The sequence below is a fragment of the uncultured Planococcus sp. genome, from assembly GCF_947501725.1.
GTDB classification, from domain to species: Bacteria; Bacillota; Bacilli; order Bacillales_A; family Planococcaceae; genus Planococcus; species Planococcus donghaensis_C.
Genome location: NZ_CANMXD010000002.1, coordinates 1 through 18,492, shown reverse-complemented (window position 1 = coordinate 18,492; position 18,492 = coordinate 1). Strand labels below are relative to the sequence as shown.

General features: G+C 45.3%; 20 protein-coding genes, 1 tRNA gene and 1 rRNA gene. 4 read left to right on the top strand and 18 right to left on the bottom strand.

Translation table 11 applies throughout. The features are described from left to right. Positions 1-6: 6 nt before the first annotated feature. The 4 genes from Q0785_RS02480 to Q0785_RS02465 all read right to left on the bottom strand — a co-directional run bounded on the left by Q0785_RS02480 (position 7) and on the right by Q0785_RS02465 (position 2,836). Positions 7-294: a PTS sugar transporter subunit IIB gene (locus tag Q0785_RS02480; protein WP_298824910.1), complete on the bottom strand. Its 288-nt coding sequence runs from the start codon at positions 292-294 to the stop codon at positions 7-9. Next, positions 291-1,655 (bottom strand): PTS transporter subunit IIC, encoded by a 1,365-nt coding sequence (locus Q0785_RS02475; RefSeq protein ID WP_298824907.1) that lies wholly within the window; start codon positions 1,653-1,655, stop codon positions 291-293. Before Q0785_RS02475 ends, Q0785_RS02480 begins: the two co-directional genes overlap by 4 nt. A gap of 72 nt (positions 1,656-1,727) precedes the next feature. Beyond that, complete coding sequence (locus Q0785_RS02470; protein ID WP_298824904.1) at positions 1,728-2,180, bottom strand: PTS sugar transporter subunit IIA; 453 nt, start codon at positions 2,178-2,180, stop codon at positions 1,728-1,730. A gap of 269 nt (positions 2,181-2,449) precedes the next feature. Further along, positions 2,450-2,836: an MFS transporter permease gene (locus Q0785_RS02465; protein WP_298824901.1), complete on the bottom strand. Its 387-nt coding sequence runs from the start codon at positions 2,834-2,836 to the stop codon at positions 2,450-2,452. A 127-nt stretch (positions 2,837-2,963) separates the two neighbouring features. On the opposite strand from Q0785_RS02465, the gene Q0785_RS02460 reads away from it, so the two are divergent. Continuing rightward, on the top strand, positions 2,964-3,551 hold the full coding sequence (locus tag Q0785_RS02460) for a TetR/AcrR family transcriptional regulator (RefSeq protein WP_298824899.1): 588 nt from the start codon (positions 2,964-2,966) through the stop codon (positions 3,549-3,551). 66 nt (positions 3,552-3,617) lie between these two features. Here the strand turns inward: Q0785_RS02460 and Q0785_RS02455 are convergent, their stop codons facing one another. From Q0785_RS02455 to Q0785_RS02445, 3 genes are all read right to left on the bottom strand, one after another. Beyond that, positions 3,618-4,364: an aquaporin gene (locus tag Q0785_RS02455; protein ID WP_298824896.1), complete on the bottom strand. Its 747-nt coding sequence runs from the start codon at positions 4,362-4,364 to the stop codon at positions 3,618-3,620. 342 nt (positions 4,365-4,706) lie between these two features. Continuing rightward, a complete protein-coding gene (locus tag Q0785_RS02450) occupies positions 4,707-5,708 on the bottom strand; it encodes a tRNA-dihydrouridine synthase (protein WP_298824893.1) in 1,002 nt (333 codons plus the stop codon). Positions 5,709-5,974: 266 nt separating this feature from the next. After that, positions 5,975-6,820, bottom strand: a complete 846-nt coding sequence (locus Q0785_RS02445; protein ID WP_298824890.1) for a DegV family protein — start codon at positions 6,818-6,820, stop codon at positions 5,975-5,977. Positions 6,821-7,100: 280 nt separating this feature from the next. Here Q0785_RS02445 and Q0785_RS02440 point away from each other — a divergent pair, with 280 nt between their 5' ends. Next, complete coding sequence (locus Q0785_RS02440; protein WP_298824885.1) at positions 7,101-7,865, top strand: SDR family NAD(P)-dependent oxidoreductase; 765 nt, start codon at positions 7,101-7,103, stop codon at positions 7,863-7,865. Between the two features lie 269 nt (positions 7,866-8,134). On the opposite strand, the gene groL is transcribed toward Q0785_RS02440, so the two are convergent. Further along, entirely contained in the window at positions 8,135-9,769 is a 1,635-nt protein-coding gene (gene groL / locus Q0785_RS02435) for a chaperonin GroEL (protein WP_298824882.1), read from the bottom strand. A 31-nt stretch (positions 9,770-9,800) separates the two neighbouring features. Beyond that, positions 9,801-10,085 carry a co-chaperone GroES gene (groES, locus tag Q0785_RS02430; RefSeq protein ID WP_006831533.1) on the bottom strand — a complete coding sequence of 95 codons (285 nt, stop codon included), beginning with the start codon at positions 10,083-10,085 and terminating at the stop codon, positions 9,801-9,803. 115 nt (positions 10,086-10,200) lie between these two features. Here groES and Q0785_RS02425 point away from each other — a divergent pair, with 115 nt between their 5' ends. Beyond that, positions 10,201-11,124, top strand: coding sequence for a type II CAAX endopeptidase family protein (locus Q0785_RS02425; RefSeq protein ID WP_298824843.1), 924 nt, complete (start codon positions 10,201-10,203; stop codon positions 11,122-11,124). A gap of 97 nt (positions 11,125-11,221) precedes the next feature. On the opposite strand, the gene tatC is transcribed toward Q0785_RS02425, so the two are convergent. The 3 genes from tatC to Q0785_RS02410 form a co-directional block, all read right to left on the bottom strand. Then, complete coding sequence (gene tatC / locus Q0785_RS02420; RefSeq protein WP_298824840.1) at positions 11,222-12,007, bottom strand: twin-arginine translocase subunit TatC; 786 nt, start codon at positions 12,005-12,007, stop codon at positions 11,222-11,224. Positions 12,008-12,019: 12 nt separating this feature from the next. Further along, positions 12,020-12,214 (bottom strand): twin-arginine translocase TatA/TatE family subunit, encoded by a 195-nt coding sequence (locus tag Q0785_RS02415; protein WP_146558198.1) that lies wholly within the window; start codon positions 12,212-12,214, stop codon positions 12,020-12,022. 90 nt (positions 12,215-12,304) lie between these two features. Next, positions 12,305-12,937: a redox-sensing transcriptional repressor Rex gene (locus Q0785_RS02410; RefSeq protein WP_298824827.1), complete on the bottom strand. Its 633-nt coding sequence runs from the start codon at positions 12,935-12,937 to the stop codon at positions 12,305-12,307. 132 nt (positions 12,938-13,069) lie between these two features. Between Q0785_RS02410 and Q0785_RS02405 the strand changes: the two genes are divergently transcribed. After that, on the top strand, positions 13,070-15,004 hold the full coding sequence (locus tag Q0785_RS02405) for an ABC-F family ATP-binding cassette domain-containing protein (protein WP_298824826.1): 1,935 nt from the start codon (positions 13,070-13,072) through the stop codon (positions 15,002-15,004). 380 nt (positions 15,005-15,384) lie between these two features. Here the strand turns inward: Q0785_RS02405 and tsaD are convergent, their stop codons facing one another. The 6 genes from tsaD to rrf form a co-directional block, all read right to left on the bottom strand. Further along, entirely contained in the window at positions 15,385-16,404 is a 1,020-nt protein-coding gene (gene tsaD, locus Q0785_RS02400) for a tRNA (adenosine(37)-N6)-threonylcarbamoyltransferase complex transferase subunit TsaD (RefSeq protein ID WP_298824824.1), read from the bottom strand. Next, positions 16,397-16,852 (bottom strand): ribosomal protein S18-alanine N-acetyltransferase, encoded by a 456-nt coding sequence (rimI, locus tag Q0785_RS02395; RefSeq protein ID WP_298824821.1) that lies wholly within the window; start codon positions 16,850-16,852, stop codon positions 16,397-16,399. Before rimI ends, tsaD begins: the two co-directional genes overlap by 8 nt. Next, positions 16,849-17,544 (bottom strand): tRNA (adenosine(37)-N6)-threonylcarbamoyltransferase complex dimerization subunit type 1 TsaB, encoded by a 696-nt coding sequence (gene tsaB / locus Q0785_RS02390; protein WP_298824818.1) that lies wholly within the window; start codon positions 17,542-17,544, stop codon positions 16,849-16,851. Before tsaB ends, rimI begins: the two co-directional genes overlap by 4 nt. Further along, the gene (gene tsaE, locus Q0785_RS02385) at positions 17,541-17,993 is read right to left on the bottom strand and encodes a tRNA (adenosine(37)-N6)-threonylcarbamoyltransferase complex ATPase subunit type 1 TsaE (RefSeq protein ID WP_298824815.1); all 453 of its coding nucleotides are present in this window, start codon (positions 17,991-17,993) and stop codon (positions 17,541-17,543) included. Before tsaE ends, tsaB begins: the two co-directional genes overlap by 4 nt. Positions 17,994-18,134: 141 nt before the next feature. Then, positions 18,135-18,207, bottom strand: a tRNA-Asp gene (locus tag Q0785_RS02380). Positions 18,208-18,225: 18 nt separating this feature from the next. Continuing rightward, a 5S ribosomal RNA gene (gene rrf, locus Q0785_RS02375) occupies positions 18,226-18,341 on the bottom strand. Between the last annotated feature and the right edge of the window lie 151 nt (positions 18,342-18,492).

Here is an 18,492-nt window from a genome sequence, read left to right as displayed (position 1 = left end):
TATGCATTACTCGCGCTTGATCTCAGCCAGTACTTTATCGTACATGCTATCGACGCCGATGCCGGTCAACAGCGGCACCCCATCGATCACTTTGTCTTTTATCTTATCCGGCACTAAGGTAGTCGACAGCACAACATCGTATTCATCAATCCGCCCGATTTCATCGCTGACTTTCGACTGATAAATCTTCACTTCCTGGCTCAAGTTATTGTCCTTCAGCCATTGCTCCACTTTTCCTTTCACGACCGTCGAAGTCGCGATTCCTGTTCCGCACATGATCAATAGCTTTTTCATTTAAGTTCCTCTCCCTCTCCTGTTGCTTCTGTTTGTTTCTGTCGTCTTGGCTTGATTTTGTTTTGATAAATCAGTCCGAACAAGATCAATAGCCCCAATCCGATCATGCCATACCAGCTGAGGATTCTTGGGATCCAGACAAAAACGAAGGTTGTCCAAACCGCTCCGTCGATCAATGACGAAATGCTGGTGTTCTCGCCCATCTCAAAGTTCGAAGCAATAGCAGCTTCTGTGAACAGCGGCGCAATCCACGTGGCAATGTAAAAACCAATTCCGATGTATATCGATCCACCGATTACGGTACGGATGATGTTCCCCCTGAAAATCGGAACCATCAAACAGATCAGGAACGGAATGGAAGCCAGATCCGCAAACGGCAGCACGGAATTTCCCGGCAGCAAGACGGCCATGAAAATGGTGATCGGCACAATCAACAAAGCCGAGGACAGTACTGCTGGATGGCCAATCGCTAAGGCACTGTCCATCCCGATGTAGAGATCTCTTCCTGGGAAACGTTTTTTCACAAATTCGCCGGCTGCCTCCGATACCGGTATCAAGCCTTCCATCAATAAAGCGACCATTCTCGGAAGCAGGACCATGACGGCCCCAGTCTGAATGGACAATTGCAGGATGCTGGGAACATCATACCCAGCCAATATTCCGATCAGAATCCCGATCAATACACCGATGATGGTGGAATCTCCGAGGATCCCGAGTCTTTTTTGAATCGATTCCGGATCGGCCTCCAGCTTGTTGAAGCCGGGGATCCGGTCAAAAACCCAGTTCATCGGCATCGCGACAAAAGCGGACGGCGCTGAGGTTCCATGCGGGAACGTGATGTTCTGAAAACCGTAAAATTTCTCGATGTGCTTCGCCAGGACGTCTGCCATCAAATACAGAAGCATCAAGTGAACAATAATGGTCAAAAGCCCCAGCCAAAAATCCCCGGTCAAAGCATAGACCAACGAGCCAGTGAACGCCACATGCCAAAAATTCCAAATATCAACGTTCAGCGTTTTGGTCAAACCGAATGTCAGGAGGAGAATATTGACGCCGACTCCCAATGGAATGGCGAGACTCCCCAAAGACGTACCATAGGAAATAGCAGAAGCTGCCGGCCATCCTACATCGATGGTGTTTAATTGAAATCCAAAATTATCGACCATTGATTGCGCGGCCGGCCCGAGACTCGAAACAAGCAATCCGATGACCAGGTTGATGCCCACAAACCCGATCCCGACGATGATGCCGGCACGCAGCGCTTTACCGGGCTTGGTTCCCAACACCAATGCAAAGATAAAAATCAAAATCGGCAGTAAGACAGAAGCGCCCAGATCCACGAACCATTGTAAAAATCCCATCAACTTCACTCCTCGACTTGTATTTTCATCTATCGAATGAAAAAGTATATCTAAGGGAAAATGCCGTAATTTTTATACCTTGTCTTCTACTAATCCATTGAGTTCGTCTACGCTTTTGATCTGGACCAGCTTTGAGACCATTACCGGGTCTTGTATCAATTCCATCAACTTCTGCAGCATTTCCAATTGGTCATCCGGACTTTTTAAAGCGAGCATAAAAATCAGCTTCACCTCGACCAGTTTATCGTCTGTTCCCATCATCAGGAACTTGACCGGGTTCTTCAAACTGGCAAAGGCGATTGTTGATGTATGGATCATATCGCCATCTGTATGGGGAATCGCTACGCCAAAAGGCTCTGTCGGCAACCCTGTTGGATAGTTTTTCTCTCTTTCGAGTATGCTTTCGATGAAATTTTCTTTAACATAGCCTTGTTCGATCAGCTTGCTGCCCAATAACTGCAATGCCTCTTCTTTTGAAGTCGCCTCCAATTCAATAATCGCCAGCTCTTTTTCTACTTTCATCATCCACGCTCCTTCTCCGATTTTCGCATCAACAGAAAACGATAACTCACTATATGTATAAACAGGATGTACGGATCACGATTTTCTACCCTAAAAACTCTTTTACAAATGTTCTTTCTCAGCACATTTGATATCACCCTTATTATAAAAGCGCTTTCAAAATAAATCAATACAGAATACAGAATAATCAGTTAATTAAATAAAGAACTGACTTCTGTTTTTTAAAAAGACCGTTTAGAAGTACTCCTTGAACTTCCAAACGGCCTTCTCCATTATTCCTCTGCATTTCCTACATGAAACTTATTCACTGCATATCCAAAGAAAGTTGTCATAAACAGCAGGCCAACAACCAGCAGGGTGATGCTGCCTGCCAGAAAATCTGAACCCATTGAAAACAGTACTTCGTTTCTAAACCAGGATTGGAACGGAAAGCCAAACCCTAGCAGTACAGCGAAGAATAATACCTTCACTTTCCAATCCTTGTCTTTCATCTTTTTGATTGAATTGTTCACAAACAAACGCAAGAAAGCCAGACCCGATCCAATTCCAAAAAAGATTAGTAAAAAAAGTTTGATGTCTTCATTTAAGATAAACGCCTTCGCCAACATGACAGCCGCAATAAGTACTGTAAGCCACATAATGATATTCGCTTTCTTCATTTCCATCACCTATCCCTAAATTCCACTAAACACACTGTTCAGTGGTATACCTTAATTTTAGGTCCCTGATATAATGAAAGCAATAAACAGAAGATGTGCACCTGTTGAATGGTTGGGAGGTGATGGGATGACAGCAGTTTATGATGAAATGAATGCAAAGACGAGAGAAAAAATCCAACAGCAATTTCTTCAATTGCTTAAGGACAAAAATTTCATGAAAGTGTCTGTTCAGGATATTGCAACGGCCGCGAATATAAACAGAGGTACTTTTTACCTCCATTACCTGGATAAGTACGATCTGCTGGACCAGATGGAGGAAAATTTGCTCGCCGGACTGGAAATGCATTTGGAACTGCTCCAACCGGATTTTTTATTGTCAGAAGCAGCAAAGGGACACACTTCCAACCATGCCGTGGAGGTATTCCGCTATATCCAATTGAATGCAGACGCCTTCCAAGTGTTTTTAGGCAGCAACAACCACGTCGGCTTCCACAAGCGGCTCAAGCTTTTTTTCGTCGAGCATTTCCTGGAAAAAATGATGAAAAACGAAAATTTCTTCAAAGGCGCTACCGTTCCACATGACTACCTGTCTTCATTTGCCACCTCCGCTTTTTTAGGCTTGGTCGAGCAATGGCTGGATAATGAATTGGTTGAGACTCCCACCGAAATGGCTGAGATGTATATTCAAATCATCTTTTTCATCAGGAATTTGTGAATGGGAAAAGTTCTCTCAGACATAAAAAGACTGCTTCCCCCATTCGAAATGGGAAGCAGTCTTTTTTTACTTTCTAGCTAAGTCGATATCCGACTCTCCAGCTACTTCAATACCAGTCTCTTCTTTTACCACAAAGAAAGACTTAAAGACAATGGCTGCAAGCGCGGCTCCGACAAGAGGAGCTAAAATGAATACCCATAATTGAGCCAGTGCATCTCCACCCGCAAAAATCGCAGGAGCCAGGCTTCTTGCCGGGTTTACAGAAGTACCCGTCAGCGGAATACCGATGATATGCACCAAGGTCAGCGTTAAACCAATGACAATTCCGCCCATGTGGGAAGTTGCCTTACTAGAAGTCACGCCCAAAATGGCAAGGACAAAGATGAAGGTAAGGATGACTTCAATGACAAGAGCTCCTGGCAGATTTAAACCCACAGCACTCAATTCGCCATAACCGTTTGCACCAAATCCTTCTAAGCTTGTCGAACTTGCCGCGACAAAGGCCAGGATCGAACTCCCAGCAAATGCACCCAACACCTGTGCAACGACATAACCACCAAACTCTTTAACGGTTATATTCCCTGATATCAGCACGGCCAGTGAAACTGCCGGATTGACATGGCATCCCGAAATATGTCCGATGGCATAAGCGCCTGCAACAATCGAAAGCCCAAAGGCAAGTGCAATGGCTAGAACCCCAAGAAAGCCTGTGTCCGTCCCCCCTGTGTAACCGCCCAATACAACTGCTGTGCCTGTACCCAAGAATACCAATATAAACGTACCGATAAATTCAGCCAAATACTTTTTCATCACGAAACAACTCCTTCTTCTGAATGAATTTCTAAAAGACTTTACTTTCTTTCATTACATTGAAGCTGAAGTGCCTGGGACTCGTGTCTGATTCATACACTACTACCATTTTAATAAACAGATGCAATAAAAAAATTCCACTATCTTTCAAATCGATTGTACCATATCCAACTTACAGTTAACCCTCTTATTTCCAACGGTTTTCTTCTCCTCCACATTGTATGGAAGGAAATCCATCGGGTTTCTCAGCAAAAAAAGCCTCACGTCCATTTGTTGAATGGATGCGAGGCCTAGAGATTCAACTAAACTTTGTCTTTATTGATAACATTAGCTGGTATTCGAAATTCAGCTGTTTTCTACAGGCTCTGCCAGTTGCTCTGCTTCTATCGCAGCCTCGAAGTCATTGAGCAAGGTACGCACTTCATCGGTCGTTTCCGTGTACATCAATTGGTTTCTTAACTCACCGACTCCACGGACGCCGCGGACATAGATCTTAAAGAAACGGCGGAGCGGCTTAAATGCAATTGGCTCGATATCTGTGGAATATTTATCATGCAGATCCAGGTGCAGCCTCAACAGATCAAATAATTCTTTGCTGTCATGTTCCCTCGGCTCTTTTTCGAAAGCAAATAGGTTATGGAAAATCCCCCGTCCGATCATGACGCCATCGATGCCGTATTTATCGGCGAGCTCCTGGCCAGCCTGGCGATCTGGAATATCTCCGTTGATCGTAAGAAGTGTCTCCGGCGCTATTTCGTCGCGGAGTTTCTTGATTTCCGGAATGAGTTCCCAATGCGCTGGTACAGCACTCATCTCTTTTTTCGTCCGCAAATGGATGGATAGATTGGCGATGTCCTGCTCCAACACATGGGCCAGCCAGCCTTTCCATTCCTCCACATCGGTATAGCCGAGACGCGTCTTGACGCTGACAGGCAGTCCGCCGGCTTTGGCCGCCTCGATGATTTCAGCGGCGTTATCCGGGTAATTGATCAGCCCGCTGCCTTTTCCTTTGGCTGCTACGTTCGGCACTGGGCATCCCATATTGATGTCGACGCCTTTAAAGCCCTGCTTCGCCATGCCGATGCTCATTTCCCGAAAATGCTCGGGTTTATTGCCCCATATGTGGGCTACCATCGGCTGTTCGTCTTCCGTGAACGTCAAACGTCCCCGCACACTGAAAACCGCTTCCGGGTGGCAGTAACTTTCGGTATTCGTAAACTCGGTAAAATACACATCAGGCCGCGCTGCTTCAGCCACTACATGGCGAAACACAACATTCGTCACATCTTCCATCGGCGCCAACACAAAAAACGGTTTCGGCAAATCACGCCAAAAATTTTCTTTCATAGTTACATTCCAATCCTTTCATTACGGGATGGAGGATCGACCCTTCACCCAAAAGTTCTTACTTCATCTATTCTTACGAACATTAGCTATCAAAGATATATAAAGCCATTTCTCTTTTTCTTAACCTTATATAGTTTACACGAATCGCGCCTTTGTGGAAAGTGACGTGTTTTACAAATGAGAAAAGACGGCTCGACAATTCAAAATTGTTGAGCCGCCTCTTTTTATACTAAGTTTATTCTCATCTGGTTGCCGGGAGATAGGCGTTATTTAGCCAGCCAGCTTAATCCCGTTGTGCCTTCACCCGCATGTACACCTACACATACACTGAGCTGCACCACTTCGACCTTTAAATCCGGAAACTCCTGAAGAAGCTCGTTCTTCCAGGTTTCAGCATCAGCGGCATTATTGCAGTGAATAGCTGCCACTTCGGTTACGGTGCCTGCAGCCATATCCGCGCGAAGCGCTTCAGTCACATTATTTTTAGCCCGCTTAATGGAACGGACTTTTTCCTTCATGATGGTTACTCCATCCACAAAAGTAATGACCAGTTTAATATTCAGTAAGTTGCTCAGGAAATTCTGAGTGCCGGAAACACGCCCACTTTTATGCAATTGGTTCAGGCTTGAAGGAATAAAAGATAAATGGGCTTTAGCTGTCATTCCTTCCAGGGCTGCAACCACCTCTTCAACTTCTTTCCCGTTAGCCAGGAGTTCATTTCCGGCTTCGATCATCTTGACCATGGGGAATGAACCGATTTTCGAATCGATGGGATAAACTTTAAAGTCCGTCATTTTCGCGGCTGACTGCGCGCTTTCAATGGTACCCGAAAGACCGCTGGATAAATGCAGTGCAATCGCCAAATCATATCCTTCGGCTTCCAATTTTTCGTATAAGGCCAGCATCTCTCCAATTGCCGGCTGGGACGTTTTCGGTGATACTTTCGCTACACGCAGTTTATCGTAAAATTCTTCCTGTGTAAGGTCTATGGATTCTCTATAGGTTCCGTCGGAAAATACAACACTGAGGGGCAGGACATGTACATCATGTTTTTGAATGAATGCGTCATCCAGCTGTGCAGCTGTATCCGTGATCCAAGCAATTTTTTTCATTAAAAAAATTCTCCTTTTTAAGCAAATCCCTCAAAGGAATCCGCATTCGACTCCTGCTAACTTACATTACGGAGCCGCTTTGAAACCAGTGACAGCTGTCATAAAAGCAGAAATTTTCTAACGGCCGACATAATATAAACATATTTCATTTAACGAATAAAACCTTGGATCTCGGAGCGGGGTTCTCCACCCGAAGAATCTCATCACATCATTTGCTTTCCGGTTAATACTAACAGTACGATAGCCGTGTATCATAATAAATTTCAGTGGGGGAATTGGGATGAAATACACCGTCATTACAGGCTCCAGCTCAGGCATTGGATACGAAACCGCGTTAGCTTTTGCATCACGGAACAAAAACGTCATTCTGGTCGCAAGACGGGAAGCTCAGCTTAAAGCGTTAAAAAGTGAAATCCTTAACATGAACGCCGACCTGGACGTCGTCATTAGAACCTCAGATCTTTCTGAAAGTGAACAAGTTCATGATTTATACGAGAGCCTGAAAGAATACGAGATTGAAACCTGGATCAACAATGCCGGCTTTGGAAACAGTGCGCCGGTTGCTGAACAGGCGGTAAAGAAAATCGAAAAGATGCTTCGTGTAAACGTTGAAGCACTTACAACTCTCTCCACACTTTACACACACGATTATTCCGGCAAAGAAGGCACACAATTAATCAATGTCTCGTCTGACTTAGGTTACAGGATCGTACCAAATGCTGTATCATACGCTGCAACCAAATTCTACGTGAGCGCATTTACAGAAGGGTTGGCCCAGGAACTGCGCGACCAGGACTCCCCAATGAAAGTAAAAATAATTGCGCCAGCTATGACCGAAACCGAGTTTGTGAAAACAGCCCGCGAGCTGGATGAGTTCAGCTACAGCGACAATGTCCAAAAATATCACACCGCAAAAGAAATGGCCCAATTCATGCTGGAACTTTACGACAGCGAGAAGACTGTCGGGAAAGTAAATAGCGAGAGCTATGAATTCGAATTAATGGATCCTATTTTTCCTTATACTTCGAAGCGTACAGCTAAATGATTTAACTATACCTTTCCATAATAAAAGCTGCATTCCATCTTTTGGAATACGGCTTTTATTTTATCTTCGCCAGCGAAGAACGCTGGAACCTGGTTTCTTGCAGGGTTAACGGAACGCCGATAATATGCACAAGCGTCGGTGTTAAACCGATGACAATCCCGCCTATGCAGAAGTACCTTAACATTCGATTGTCAAAGCCGTTTTTTTCACAAAAAAAGAAGGTGTAACCCGATTATATTCGGGTTACACCTTCTCGATTCATTTCTGTATTACATCATGCCGCCCATGCCGCCCATGTCAGGCATTCCGCCGCCCATAGGTGCTGCTGGTTCAGGGATGTCCGCTACGACTGCTTCAGTCGTCAGGAACATTGCTGCAACAGATGCTGCGTTCTGTAATGCTGAACGGGTAACTTTGGTTGGATCGACGATTCCTTCTTCCACCATGTTGACCCATTGGCCGTTAGCGGCGTTGAAGCCGATACCGATTTCTTCGGATTTCAAGCGGTGAACGATGATCGATCCTTCTAAGCCTGCGTTTGTTGCGATTTGGCGAACTGGCTCTTCCAGTGCACGAAGCACGATGTTGACGCCAGTTGCTACGTCGCCTTCCTGCGTTTCAAGAAGTTCAGCAACTTTGCTGTAGACGTTGACTAGCGCTGTACCACCGCCGGCAACAATTCCTTCTTCTACTGCTGCACGAGTTGAGTTCAATGCATCTTCAATGCGAAGTTTACGTTCTTTCAACTCAGTTTCAGTAGCCGCTCCGACTTTGATGACTGCAACGCCGCCAGCCAATTTCGCTAAGCGCTCCTGCAATTTCTCTTTGTCGAATTCAGAAGTTGTTTCTTCCAGCTGGTTGCGGATCTGTGTAACACGTGCGACGATTTGCTCCTGGTCGCCAGCGCCTTCCACGATGGTTGTGTTTTCTTTCGAAACAACCACTTTTGATGCGCGCCCAAGCTGAGCGATATTCGTTGTTTTCAATTCAAGTCCAAGATCCTCTGTAATCACTTCTGCGCCAGTCAAGGCAGCGATGTCTTCAAGCATTGCTTTACGGCGGTCGCCGAAGCCTGGAGCTTTAACAGCTACAGCATTGAATGTGCCGCGTAATTTATTGACGACCAATGTCGCCAACGCTTCGCCTTCAACATCTTCAGCTACGATCAACAACGGCTTGCTTTGCTGAACGACTTGCTCAAGGATTGGAAGGATCTCTTGGATGTTGCCGATTTTCTTGTCGGTAACCAAGATGAACGGGTTATCCAGAACTGCTTCCATTTTATCTGAATCCGTCACCATGTACGGAGACTGGTATCCACGGTCAAACTGCATACCTTCAACAACATCAAGTTCTGTCGTGAAGCCACGTGACTCTTCCAATGTGATGACGCCATCGTTGCCGACGCGCTCCATTGCTTCAGCAATCAGTTTGCCGACTTCTTCATCACCGGATGAAATAGCAGCAACCTGTGCAATCGATTCTTTGCCTTCGATCGGCTTGGAAATAGCTTTCAATTCCGTAAGCGCGTTCTCAACAGCCAATTCGATTCCGCGGCGGATGCCGACTGGATTCGCGCCCGCTGTAACGTTCTTCAAGCCTTCACGGATCATTGCCTGCGCAAGAACCGTGGCTGTTGTTGTTCCATCACCAGCGATGTCGTTTGTTTTAGAAGCAACTTCCGCAACAAGTTTAGCGCCCATGTTTTCAAAAGCATTTTCAAGTTCAATTTCTTTCGCGATCGTCACACCATCATTGGTGATGAGCGGCGAACCGAATTTTTTTTCAAGAACCACGTTGCGCCCTTTTGGCCCAAGTGTTACTTTTACTGCATCTGCTAATTTATCTACGCCTTTCAGCATTAAACTGCGTGCATCTTCACTGAATCTAATATCTTTTGCCATGTTTAGCTTCCTCCTGTGTCGTTGGTTTATTTTAGCCTAAAACTGCTAATATATCGTTTTCACGTAAAATCAAATATTCTTTGCCTTCATATTTCAATTCAGATCCTGCATATTTCGAGAAGATGACGCGGTCGCCAGCTTGCACGTCCAATTCTGTGCGCTGCCCGTTTTCACGGATAAGTCCATTTCCTACAGCGATCACATGGCCCTCCTGCGGTTTTTCCTGTGCTGATCCCGGCAAGACGATACCGCTTGACGTTTTTTCTTCCGCTTCGATGAGCTCAATAATTACACGATCTCCTAGTGGTCTTAACAATTGAAACACCCTCCTCAAATTATCTAAATGTTCTCGCTTAGCACTCTCAACCTCTGAGTGCTAACCCACTACCAAGTTTAATAAAATCTTCAGTCTTTTGCAAGCAGTAACCATCATGATTTTGATTTCTTTGCGGTTGTTCTTTGAAAGCTCTACAATAGAAAGAGCATCCATCAGTGAAAGGAATTACATCATGCCCACCAAAAGAAAAACCTTTATAGACAATTTTTTTAAAAATAACAATACGCCTCGGCCAACAACCAAAAAGAACGGCGGCCTCCGCCCGAAATCCCAGGGCAAAAAGACTCCGCTGTATGTATTACTGATTTTCATCGCTGCACAGCTTTCACCGATCCTGTTCATCGCTCCTGTCCTGAGTTACTTTCAAGGGCAAGGAATGGACCGGGAAGCTGCGGCTGCCGCTACTTCAGGCTGGCTGATCTTCCTGACGATGGGTATCGGCTTCCTTATTACCTTGCTCGTCATATTCCGGGACAAGCGCTTTTTTGATATTTGGAGAGGCGCGAAGTCCAGTGTCTTCATGTCAGTCGTCTGGGGCCTTCTCGGTTTCCTGCTGCTGCTGATTGGGCAATCGATTGCCGCTTTAATTGAAATGGAGCTTCTTGGCATTGAACCAGGTTCTGAGAATACCGCTTCACTGGTCAACATCGCTGAAGCAGTACCGCTCGCAATCATATCGATTGTGCTGTTCGGACCGATTCTCGAGGAATTGGTTTTCCGCCGCGTCCTTTTCGGTTCGCTCAATCAAACGACCAATTTCTTTTTCGCAACAGCCATCAGTGCGTTGGTGTTCGCTTTGATCCATTTTGATTTCACACACTTGCTGTTGTATTTCACTACCGGATTGATCCTGGCATTCCTGTACCAGAAAACCAAGCGCATCATCACGCCCATCATCGCCCATATCTGTTTGAACGGATACGTGATGCTGATTCAACTTAATATGGATAAAATCCTCGAGTTCCAAAAACAGATGGAGGAGCTTCAAACGGCAGGGTTTTTCTTCTTCTTACAATGAGCATTAAAATTGAACGGGCTATGCGGCTTATATGCTGCATAGCCCGTTTTTCTTCTCCTGAAGAACAAGTCCTCAATAAGAAAAAGCCTTCCCCGATTCAATTCGGTGGAAGGCTTTGTTGTTTGATGGCTTCTTGCTGTTCTTCGATGATTTGCTGCTGCTCGGCTTTCAAAAACTTGCGGTAACCGATTTTGGCGATGATGACACTGAACTCATATAGGATGATCAGCGGCAAAGTCACTATCATATGGGAGACAATGTCCGGCGGGGTGATGAACGCCGCGATGACCACCAACCCAAGATAGGAATACTTGCGGTATTTCGTCATCAGCATCGGTGTGATGATACCGAGCCTTGTCAGGAACAGCATCAGTACCGGCAGCTGGAAGATCAAGCCGAAGGGCAAAGTGATCTGGAACAGGAACTGGAAGTACTCATTGATGCCGATGGTTTCCTGTATATCCATATTGTCGGAGATATTCAACATAAATCCGATGACGTAAGGAAACAGGATCAAATAGGAAAACGCGATCCCTCCCAAAAACAGCAGCAGGGAAAACGGAATATAACTTAACGTCGCTCTCCGCTCTTTATCGAGAAGTCCCGGACTGATAAATGCCCAAAACTGATACATGATCAAAGGAGACGTGATGATCAATGCTAAAATCATTGTTACCTGCATGAAGATCTTCAACGGATCTGTAATTTTGAACGCATTCAGGGTAAGGTCTTTCGCTTCTTCCGTATACTGCAGATACTGGATCAGCGGCTGCGCAAGAAAAAAGCTGACAATAATCGCTAATACAAAGAAAACGACTACAATGGTCAGCCGTTTTCTGAGTTCAACTATATGTTCAACTAACGTCATATCTTTTTCTGTCATCAGACAAACATCCTATCGTATTTCCTTTTGCTCGTCTTTCTTTTTCAAATCTACTTTATCGTCGTCATCGTCTACAAGTCCTTTTGTAGCGTTTTTGAATTCACGCAAAGACGAACCGAATGCTTTTCCAAGTTCCGGAAGCTTTTTGGGACCGAAAACTAGCAAGGCAACAACACCGATAATAATGATACTCATTGGACCTGGCATACGTGGCACCTCCTGTATTATGGCTCTATTTTACATCATTAGAGCCGTTTTGGCTATTTGCAAAGGGCTAGTAAATGTGAAGGTTTTAAGTCATTGCTGCTTGATCTGGTAAATCAATGACTGCAGTTCAACTGACAGATCGATGGTCTGTACACGGATATGGTCGGGCACCGAAATTCGCACCGGCGTAAAATTTAAAATCCCTTTGATATCGGTCTTCGCCAAACGGTCTGTCACTTCCTGTGCTGATCGTGACGGCACAGTCAAAATAACCAGTTCCACCCCGTATTCTTTGATTTTCTCTTCAATTTTATCGGGATGGTAGGTATCGATATCGCTGATCTTTTCGCCTTCGAGGGGGCTGTTCGAATCGAATGCGACAATGATCTTCGTATTGTGGTTGCGATGGAAATTATATTTCAAAAATGCACTGCCAAGTCCCCCAACTCCTATTAATGCTACATTGGTGGCTTCATCCTGATCCAGTGTCTTACGGAAAAAGAGCAGCAGCTCCTGAACGTCGTAACCATAGCCTTTTTTGCCAAGCGCACCCAGATGTGAAAAATCACGTCGGATGGTAGCAGAATCGATTTTCATCGCTTCGCTCAATTCCTGTGAAGAAATCCTTTTTTGTCCTGCATTCGCGAAGTTTTGAAGGAAACGGTAGTATAGCGGCAGCCTTTTGGTCGTGGCTTGCGGAATTTTAGATGTCTCATGTAACATACGCTTTCGCATCCTCCTGAGGTGTTGTCAAATCGCTTTCATCTTACATTAGGAACCTTGATATGTAAAGGCTTGTGCAATTGCGAACAAACGCCCCATCAGCTACACTTAAGAAGAATAGAGGTGACCTACATGATTGTTTTGCAAGTAAATCAAGTCCATAAATCATTTGGCGCGGAGGAGATTCTTTCAGGCGTCAAATTGGAAGTACAGCACCGGGACCGCGTAGCATTGGTAGGCCGCAACGGTGCGGGGAAGTCCACATTACTGAAAATCATCGCCGGTGAAATGTCCCACGACAGCGGTGATATCAGCATGCCGAAAGATTTGACGATCGGCTATTTGGAACAGCAGACGAATCTCGAATCGGATGCTACCGTCTGGGATGAAATGATGACGATTTTCCATCATTTCCGTGAACAGGAAGCAAAACTTCGCCGACTGGAAGCACAGATGGCCGAGCCTGACATATACAATAACCCGGAAGAAAACGACAAGGTCATGAAGGAATATGACCTGCTTCAAACTGATTTCAAAGATGCAGGCGGCTATCAATACGAATCAGATACACGGGCTATTCTGCATGGCATGAAATTCTATCCGGAGGATTACGACAAGAAAGTGGTGTCGCTATCCGGCGGCCAGAAAACGCGCTTAATGCTGGCGAAGCACCTGCTCAGCAAGCCACAGCTGCTTATTCTCGATGAGCCGACCAACCATCTGGACATCGAGACCTTGAGCTGGCTGGAGAACTACCTGAAGAATTACCCGGGCGCTTTGCTGATTGTTTCCCATGACCGGTATTTCCTTGATCAAGTGGTGACGCTGGTCTATGAAGTATCCCGCCACCGCGTCAAAAAGTATACCGGCAACTACAGCCGGTACCTGGACGAAAAAGCGAAGCAATACGAACTGGACCAAAAGCAATTCGAGAAGCAGCAAGGCGAAAAAGCGAAGCTGGAGGATTATGTCCAACGCAACCTGGCTAGGGCTTCAACCACCAAAATGGCGCAAAGCCGCAGGAAAACCCTGCAGAAAACCGAATGGATGGATGCACCCGATGGCAACGAAAAATCAGCCCGCTTCGGCTTCACCATCGACAAGCAAAGCGGCAACGATGTCTTGAATGTCCAGTCGCTGAAAATCGGCTACAGCAGCAAGCCGGTTTCCGAAAATATCTCACTGAAGCTTTACCGGCAGGAAAGTCTAGCGCTGGTCGGTCCAAACGGTGTCGGTAAATCAACTTTACTGAAAACCATCATGAAAGAACTGAAGCCGCTCGATGGGGACATCCATTACGGCACCGGCATTCAATTTGGGTATTATGATCAGGAGCAGGCCAATTTAAAGGGCAATAAATTGGTCCTTAATGAATTATGGGATGATTATCCCCTCATCAACGAAAAAGACATACGCGGCATCCTAGGACGTTTCCTATTTACAGGCGACGATGTACTGAAACCGGTCTCCACCCTATCCGGCGGCGAGAAGGCACGAGTGGCCCTTGCCAAACTGATGATGCAAAAAGCCAATGTCCTGCTGCTTGATGAGCCGACCAACCATTTAGACCTCGACAGCAAAGAAGTGCTTGAGAATGCTTTATTGGATTATCCGGGCACTTTGCTCTTTGTATCGCATGACCGCTACTTCATGAACCGGATCGCTACAAAAGTCATCGAACTCACACAGGACGGAACAACCGAATACTTGGGTGATTACGATTATTACGTGGAGAAAAAACTGGAAGTTGCCGAACTGAAGGCTCTTGATGAAGCCGGTTCAGTAACCGAAGTAAAAGTTGCGGCTACCGCTTCCACTTCACAAATCGATAAGGAAGCGAAAAAACTGGAACGCCAACTGGTCCGCCAATCCGAAGAAGTCGAACAGGCTATGGAAAAATTGGATCTGCAAATCACGGACATCGAAGAACAATTGTGCGAACCTGAAATCTTCCAGGACCATGAACGGGTTTTGCCCCTTCAAAATCAATTGGAAGAGCTGAAAGCAGCTCACGAAGAAACGATGACCCAATGGCTTGAACTTCAGGAAAAAATTGAAAATATTTAATTTTAACCGGCTATTAAATTAGCCGGTTTTTTTGTTACTATATATAGGTCAATAGGATATCGTGAAATATTTATTTCCACAGATTTCTCCACAATACTTCGCTTGTCTAATCAACTGTCAACAGGCTTTTCCACATTATCCACAGGTTATGTAAATGTTATACACATAGTTTTCCACTCCAAAGCACACAATATATAGGATAACCACCTTTTACCCCCTAGTTAGTAACAGTTTATTCACAAATTGTGCATAAGTACAAATGTTCTCTATTGACAGAACAATTATGATTTGCAACGTGAAAGTCTGAATTTTATGGTAAAAAAAAGCAAGTAATTTCACACATTTCAGATCGGCTGAAATGATGAAATTACTTGCTTTTACTAAATCCATGATATTAAAGGCATGCCCGGCCGGCCGTTCATAGCCATCGTGCCATAAAGTCCTTTTTCATACATGATGGTTCCTGCTGCTGCAATCATTGCTGCATTATCGGTACACAAAGGTAAAGAAGGTATATAAAATGGAACTCCTTTTTCTTTGAATGCCGCTTCCAGCGAATTCCGCAATCCTTTATTCGCTGCAACTCCACCTGCTGCAATCACTTGACGAACCTTATATTCCTCAGCTGCACGCATAGTTTTTCCAGTTACTACTTCCACTACACTGTTCTGGAATCCAGCCGCCACATGTTCTGGAGCAACCTCTTCCCCGCGCTGCGCTGCATTGTGCATATAATTCAATACGGATGATTTTAATCCACTGAAGCTGAAGTCATAAGAGCCTTCCTCCAGCCAAATTCGCGGAAATGTAACCGCCTTATCAGCCGCATGTGCCAAACGGTCAATATGCGGGCCGCCTGGATATGGCAAATTCAAGGTCCGGGCGACTTTGTCGTAGGCTTCCCCCGCTGCATCATCCCGCGTTTCCCCGATTACCGTAAAATCTCCATGCTCCTTCATGTAGATCAATTCCGTATGTCCGCCTGAAATGACCAGTGCAAGAAGTGGAAATTCCATTTCCTGCTCTAACCGGTTTGCGTAAATGTGGCCAGCAATGTGATGGACTCCTACAAGAGGCAACTGGTGGGCAAAAGCAAAAGCTTTCGCAGCATTGACGCCAATCAATAAAGCACCAACCAGTCCTGGTCCTTCCGTAACCGCTACTGCATCTAGTTGATGCGGTTCCATGCCTGCCAATTGCAAAGCTTCTTCAATAACCAAAGTGATTTGCTCCACATGATGCCTCGAAGCGATTTCCGGCACTACACCACCAAAACGTTTATGGCTCTCAATTTGTGAAGCCACAATATTGGAGATGATTTCCGTACCATTTTTCACAACAGAAGCTGCCGTTTCATCACAGCTCGTTTCAATTCCCAATATATAAATGTCTTTATTCATCAAAATTCACCCACATCACTATGGCATCTTCGTAATTGTCCGTATAGTACCGCTTACGGATGCCACCATTTTTAAAGCCTAATTTCCGGTAAAGATTTTGTGCTACTGTATTGCTGACCCGGGCTTCCAGTGTCATGAGGACAGCGCCATGCGCTTTCGCTGTATCAATGGCTGCCTGCATCAAACCCTCACCCATTTTTTTACCGCGCTGGTCGGGATGAATAGCGATGTTCGTGACATGCGCTTCATCCATCACCAGCCACATTCCGCAGTATCCGACAATGCCTTCATCGGTTTCAGCAATTACGTAATAGGCATGCTCATTGCCGATCATTTCATGAAAGAAAGCATCTTTGGTCCAAGGCAAAGTAAAAGACAGCGTTTCTATCTCATAGACCTGTTCGATGTCTGCAATCGTCATTTTTCTGAATCTGACTGAATCGTTCATAGGGTTTGTCCTTCTTGCGCTTTGTTATAATTTGCTTCAGCTTCCGTGATACGGCGATATTCAGGAACAGCATGATGAACATCTATTTCTGCAGATTCCTGCGCCAGCATAATCAAATTTGATGCCCGCGGCAAACGGTTCTGAACTCCACTGAACTGAGCTGTTTCACCAAGCACTTCAATGATTACTGCTTCATGGAGAACCGCATCGACCCCAGTGAACAGCACAGGACGGCCCAATTCTTTGACCTTCGTCAGAAATTCCTTCACATCACTATGCTGATCGGCCAAAACCGGCTCCAAACCTATACCTTCATACAAGCCAATAAAGGCCGTTCCGCGGCGAGCATCCATTACCGGGCAAACGAGCCCATCAAATCCAATCCCGTTTGCAGCAAGCACCTTCAGGCTGGAAACAGTAAGCAGCGGTATTTTTAAGGACCATGCCAAGGTTTTCGCAATGGTTAATCCAATACGGACCCCAGTGTATGAACCAGGTCCTTCGGCTACTGCAATATGAGTCAGATCGGCAGGTAGCACCTTGGCTTTTTTCATCATTTCCTCAATTGCCGGCATTGCCGTCAACGAGTGATTGATTTTTAAATTTGATATTTCTTCTATTAAGACCGTTCCATCCTCAATTAGCGCGATCGCCAATGGTGAGTTCGAGGTATCGATTCCAAGATAGATCATAGGTTTAGCTCCCTGCAAATTTTTTCATACCGTCTGCCAATCGGATGCAGGGTCAGCTTGCGCCCTTGCTCTGACTGTCGATTAATGGTTATTTCCAGACGTTCTTTTGGTAAATATTCTTCTATAAATCTTGCCCATTCAACCACAGATACCGCTTCACTGCTGAAAAATTCATCAAATCCAATGTCTTCGTCACTATTCTCAAGACGATAAACATCGAAATGATTCAGTTCCAATCGGCCGGAATATTGCTTTAGGATGGTGAAAGTCGGACTATTGACCATCCGTTGAATCTCAAGACCCCTTGCCAAACCTTTAGTGAATGTGGTTTTTCCGGCGCCTAAATCGCCTTCCAGCGTCAGCAGATCTCCGGGCTCCAATAAATCAGCCAAAGTGGCGGCAAATGCCTCGGTTTCTTCGGGCGAATTCAATATAATTGTATACGTCATTTGTCATGTCACCTCTATTGAGTCTTTACATAGTTTAGCGAAATTACTTCGGTAAATCAAAATATATCGTTTTGCCGGTATTTTTTAATGAAAACAAAAAAAATAAACACAGCAGGATCGCTGTGTTCATCATTAAAATTACGGTCCCGACCGGGATCGAACCGGCGATCTCCTGCGTGACAGGCAGGCATGTTAACCGCTACACCACGGGACCAAAAAACAAAAAAAAACAGACCAGCGACGTCTTACTCTCACAGGGGGAGACCCCCAACTACCATCAGCGCAAAAGAGCTTAACTGCCGTGTTCGGGATGGGAACGGGTGTGGCCTCTTTGCCATCATCACTGGACTGTTTTTACTTTGAGCTTGTTCGCTCAAAACTGGATACACGACACCGGAACATGCAAGGATTCCGTATACTAAATTTGGTTAAGTCCTCGATCGATTAGTATTCGTCAGCTGCACGTGTCGCCACGCTTCCACCTCGAACCTATCTACCT